This window comes from Rhodohalobacter sp. (genome assembly GCF_041686455.1).
Classification (GTDB): Bacteria; Bacteroidota; Rhodothermia; order Balneolales; family Balneolaceae; genus Rhodohalobacter.
On record NZ_JAWLDW010000007.1, the window covers coordinates 1 to 4,708 of the forward strand.

A 4,708-nucleotide genomic window follows, 5' to 3' on the forward strand; every position below is an offset into this window, starting at 1 on the left:
CTTTGTGGTTAAAGAATCCCCTCAAGGGGAGAAATCATATGACAAAATCCAAAAACAAATCACTCTCAATTAATAAAGGTTCTGATGTGAACGACTCAGTAAACCCAAATTATCGGGCTAAGAAACTTTCTAAAAAGTCATTAGAGCAGTTTGTGGAAGGAATCAAGAGTGGCGACCGAACCCTCTTGTCTCAGGCCATCACCTTAATTGAAAGCTCAAAACAAGAGTACAGAGAGTTTGGTCAACAAATTCTTGAAGAGTGTTTACCCGAGACCGGCAATTCAGTTCGGATTGGAGTGACCGGCGTTCCGGGCGTGGGAAAGAGTACGTTCATTGAAGCCCTGGGAAAGCATCTTATCAAAGACGGACGCAAGCTTGCCGTTTTGACCATCGACCCAAGCAGTAGCCGTTCAAAAGGAAGTATTTTAGGCGATAAAACGCGGATGCAGAAACTTTCAACAGACGATCGAGCTTTCATACGCCCATCTCCCACTTCAGGCACACTGGGCGGAGTCGCTCAAAAAACACGGGAAACCATGCTGCTGTGCGAAGCGGCCGGTTACGACACTATTTTTATTGAAACCGTTGGTGTAGGGCAGTCCGAAACCACAGTCCATTCCATGGTAGATTTTTTCCTTCTTCTGATGCTGGCAGGAGCCGGGGATGAGTTGCAGGGAATTAAGAGAGGAATTATGGAGATGGCTGACCTGATTGCAATCAACAAAGCTGAAGGAGATAATATCAATGCTTCAAAAAAAGCGAAACGGGAATATGAAAATGCTTTGTCTTTATTCCCTCCATCCCCGTCGGGCTGGAAACCCAAAGTTTTGACTTGTTCTGCCCTTCAGGCGAAAGGGATTGAAGAGATTTGGGAAGAGGTTCAGAACTACCTGGAATTAACTTACAAAAATGGATTTTTCGAGAAACGCCGTAAGGAACAGGCTGCATACTGGATGTATGAAACCATTAACCAGGAGTTGAAGCAGAAATTTTATTCGGATCCCACAGTTAAAGAAAAGCTGGCTGAATTTGAAAAAGATGTTCAGTCCGGAAAACTCAGCTCTTTTAAAGCAGCTAAAGAACTTTTAGAGCTATTTAACATGAATTCAGGATAAAGTCATTGGACTTGGCAACATGAGAAGTACCCTCATTCCCAAGGTGGGGAGATATTTTTTCCAAATTCTTATCCCAAACTCACGTTAATCTAAACAATCAATTCATTTCGAGATCGGCCTTGTCTGAACTAAAACCCATACTATCACTTTTGTCTTCACCAAGAGATTTCTCCATTTCTGTACGTAATTTTTGAATAGACAAACCACTTGTCAGTGCGCCATTTTTTGCGATCGAAATACGTCCGGTCTCTTCCGAAACCACAACCACAAACACGTTGTTCGTTTCACTAACTCCTACGGCTGCCCTGTGTCGGGTACCAAATACAGATGAGATATTTGGGTTTTGGGAAATTGGAAGATAACAGCTTGCAGCTACAATTCGGTTATTGCGAATCACCACCGCACCATCGTGAAGGGGTGTTTCTTTTTGGAAAATAGTTTGTAAAAGCTGTGCATTTACCCGTGCGTCCAGCTTCACCCCCACATCTACCAAATCTTGCAGAGACGAGCTTCGGGCAAAAACAATCAACGCACCTGTCTTTGTCTGAGCCATATTTTTCACCGCATCTAAAACCTCCTCGATAACCGTGTCGGCACCAGACCGTCCGATAAACCGGTCGAATGCTGTATTTTGCCCAAGGCTGTAGAGCAGCTTGCGAATCTCGGGTTGGAAGATGATAAAAACAGCCAGCACACCCACATCCAGAATACTTTTCAGCATGAAGTTTAGCGTTGTAAAACCCAACAGGCTAACCACACCATTCAAAATAATTACAAATAGCAGGCCTAATGCAGCCTGAATTGCAAATGTACCCCGAATCCACCTATAGAGATAGTATAGCACCAGTGCAATCACCAGTGTCTCCAGCAGGTCTTTAAGACCAAACTCTAAAAATCCTATCGGTATCACGGTTTTATATTTTGAGGTTTATCTGCTATCTGTCTTCAGCTGATACTATAGCATTGAATACTTGAATTGAGTCACTTGCTTCCTGTACATCATGCACTCGTAAAATCTTAGCACCATTTAATAAACTATGATAGTGCACGGCTAATGTACCCGCCAGTCTTCCATCTGCCGGCCTGTCTTCTAAAATTTTTCCAATCATCGATTTACGGGAAGCACCCATCAACACAGGGTAGCCAAATTTAGTGAATTTATGAAGTCCGGAGATAATTTTCAGATTATGTTGAAGTGTTTTCCCAAAACCGATACCCGGATCAACAAATACACTTACCACACCTTTTTTTTCCAAAATTTCAATCTGGCGACCGAGAAAACCCGTAATATCCGAAATTACATCCCTGTACTCCGGTTTATCCTGCATCGTCTTGGGATCTCCCTGCGAATGCATCAACACATAACCTGCATTAAACTCTGCACACAATTCTGAAAAGCGAGGCTCTTTCTGCAATCCGCTCACATCGTTGATAATATGTGCCCCTGCCTCAAGTGCCGGCCGGGCAACATCATATTTTGTTGTGTCGACCGAAAAAAATATATTCTGGAATCTCTCAATGGCAACCTTTAGCACAGGTAACACTCTCGAAGATTCTTCATCAACTGAAACAGGGTCAGAGCCCGGCCGGGTTGATTCCCCTCCAATGTCGACAATCTCAGCCCCCTGCAGAATCATCTCTTCTATCCGATGGAGCGCGGTTTGCTTATGATTGTACTCACCGCCATCCGAAAAGGAGTCGGGAGTCACATTTAGAATTCCCATCACTTTAGGAGTACTTAAATCAAGCTCTTTATTCCTGATTCTTAAATTGGGATGGGATTCTGCAGTTTTACTCAATGGGACAGATAATCTTAAAAGAAAATTTTAAAGGGCAGTTGCAGGCTTCTTGGATAGAACTAATCCCAATCTTCCTTTATAAACTCGAGCTTATTCTCTTTTTCAGCCCACTCATCTGCTTCCGGAAGTGCATCAAATGTTTCATTAATAATACGATCTTCCCATTTTTCAGCCAGTCGTTCGTTCAGCTCAATATAGTGCTCCCACTCTTCAGGTACTTCATCATCGGGATAGATAGCCTCAACGGGGCATTCAGATACACAAGCATCACAGTCGATGCATTCAAGTGGATCAATGGTTAAAAAGTTAGGTCCTTCACGAAAAGCATCTACGGGGCAAACCGCCGCACAATTCGTGTATTTACAATTTACACAGGGTTCTGTTACTACGTATGCCATTTATCTGTTCAAGTATTGTTTGGTATTTTTTACACAGTGATCAGTTGCGTATGGTATTTCATATTCGGCTTAGATGCAATTCAAAAAAGGAGAATTACTCATCAAAACCTTCTCATAAAGCACTTATTCACCTACTCTTTCAAAAACATTCTAACTTTATCCAGGCTTCCATCGTTCTCCGCCGGTTCAATTTGCAGCAAATGTGATATCAGTTCGTAGATGTTTACGGATTCAACAGGTCCTGCAACCTCATTTTCTTTAAAAGCAGGACCGTTTACTGCAAAAAAAGTAAACATTTCCGGTTCCATATTATCAAACCCGTGCATTCCGGGTACCACGCCCCGATCTTCAAAATTGTCCCGGTTTGTAATCGAATAGCCTACGTCCGCTATCATAATAATTTCGGGAATTCGATAGTGGTCACTGAAGTGAAACCGCTCCGGCATTTCATTCTTCAGGTACACTCTGTAATTCTCCTCGTTTTCCTTAAGTGAATTATAAATCTGATCCGTCTCAACCTCGTTTGGACGAATCATCGCTACCGGCGACCAATCAATCATATCAACATCATCCAGATTGATGATCTCATCGATGAATATCACTTTATCCTCCGACTGTTTTGCCATACCATGATCCGATACCAGTATGATATTCAGCTCCTCAGCCAGGCCGGCTTCATCCAATTTTTCCATAAAGTAGCCCAACAGCGTATCCATCTCCTTCACAGCTTCGTCCACTTCCGGTGAATCGGGTCCATACCTGTGTCCCTGGCTATCTACAAAACTGAAATAGAGTGTACCAAAATCTGCCTGAACTTCACCTTCAGGATTAAACCAGGCGGCTATGCTGTCGATCCGGGTACTGTCCGGTATTGAGCCGTCGTAGTCCACCCATTTGGTGGATTGCAAACCATCGAAGGTGGCTTCTGATCCTGGCCAGAAAAAGTTAACCGACGTCTTTCCTTGCTTTTCAGCGGTTACCCAGATCGGCTCGCCTCCCCACCAGCGTGAATCATGTTGCTCATCGGGAGCTCCGTAACTGAAGCGGGCCTCAAGTTCATAGTCGTAAAAGCTGTTTGAAATAATTCCGTGGTTTTCTACATAAAGTCCCGTGGCCAGCGACCAGTGATTTGGAAATGTCTTGGTTGGAAATACCGGAATCATATACTCCGCCTGAACCCCTTCAGATATGAATCTGTCGAAATTTGGCGTTTCATTGCGTTCGATGTACTCATTCATCAAACCGTCGACAGAAATCATCAGTACTGGATTCGACTCACTTTCTGCCGGATCTGTTTCGGGATTCCCACAACTATTAAGACTGAAAGCGAATACAAGTGCTGTTAACAGATAAAGAGCGTTCCTTTGTAGCATATATAGCATGATAAACTTGAATT

Annotated in this window: 5 protein-coding genes; 1 reads left to right on the forward strand and 4 read right to left on the reverse strand. The window is 43.3% G+C overall.

The window, feature by feature from the left end; translation table 11 throughout:
- The first annotated feature begins 38 nt into the window (after positions 1 to 38).
- A complete protein-coding gene (meaB, locus tag ACESM0_RS01765; RefSeq protein ID WP_372903042.1) occupies positions 39 to 1,115 on the forward strand; it encodes a methylmalonyl Co-A mutase-associated GTPase MeaB in 1,077 nt (358 codons plus the stop codon).
- 97 nt (positions 1,116 to 1,212) lie between these two features.
- On the opposite strand, the gene cdaA is transcribed toward meaB, so the two are convergent.
- From cdaA to ACESM0_RS01785, 4 genes are all read right to left on the reverse strand, one after another.
- Positions 1,213 to 2,025 (reverse strand): diadenylate cyclase CdaA, encoded by an 813-nt coding sequence (gene cdaA / locus ACESM0_RS01770; protein WP_372903044.1) that lies wholly within the window; start codon positions 2,023 to 2,025, stop codon positions 1,213 to 1,215.
- Positions 2,026 to 2,050: 25 nt separating this feature from the next.
- Positions 2,051 to 2,914 carry a dihydropteroate synthase gene (gene folP, locus ACESM0_RS01775; protein WP_372903046.1) on the reverse strand — a complete coding sequence of 288 codons (864 nt, stop codon included), beginning with the start codon at positions 2,912 to 2,914 and terminating at the stop codon, positions 2,051 to 2,053.
- 59 nt (positions 2,915 to 2,973) lie between these two features.
- Positions 2,974 to 3,312, reverse strand: coding sequence for a DUF3470 domain-containing protein (locus ACESM0_RS01780; protein WP_372903048.1), 339 nt, complete (start codon positions 3,310 to 3,312; stop codon positions 2,974 to 2,976).
- Positions 3,313 to 3,443: 131 nt separating this feature from the next.
- The coding region (locus tag ACESM0_RS01785) for a nucleotide pyrophosphatase/phosphodiesterase family protein (RefSeq protein WP_372903049.1) at positions 3,444 to 4,708 on the reverse strand (1,265 nt) is incomplete at its 5' end.

Coding starts and splice junctions, on each gene's coding strand:
- meaB (WP_372903042.1), top strand. CDS start 39: ATGACAAAATCCAAAAACAAATCACTCTCAATTAATAAAGGTTCTGAT.
- ACESM0_RS01780 (WP_372903048.1), bottom strand. CDS start 3,312: ATGGCATACGTAGTAACAGAACCCTGTGTAAATTGTAAATACACGAAT.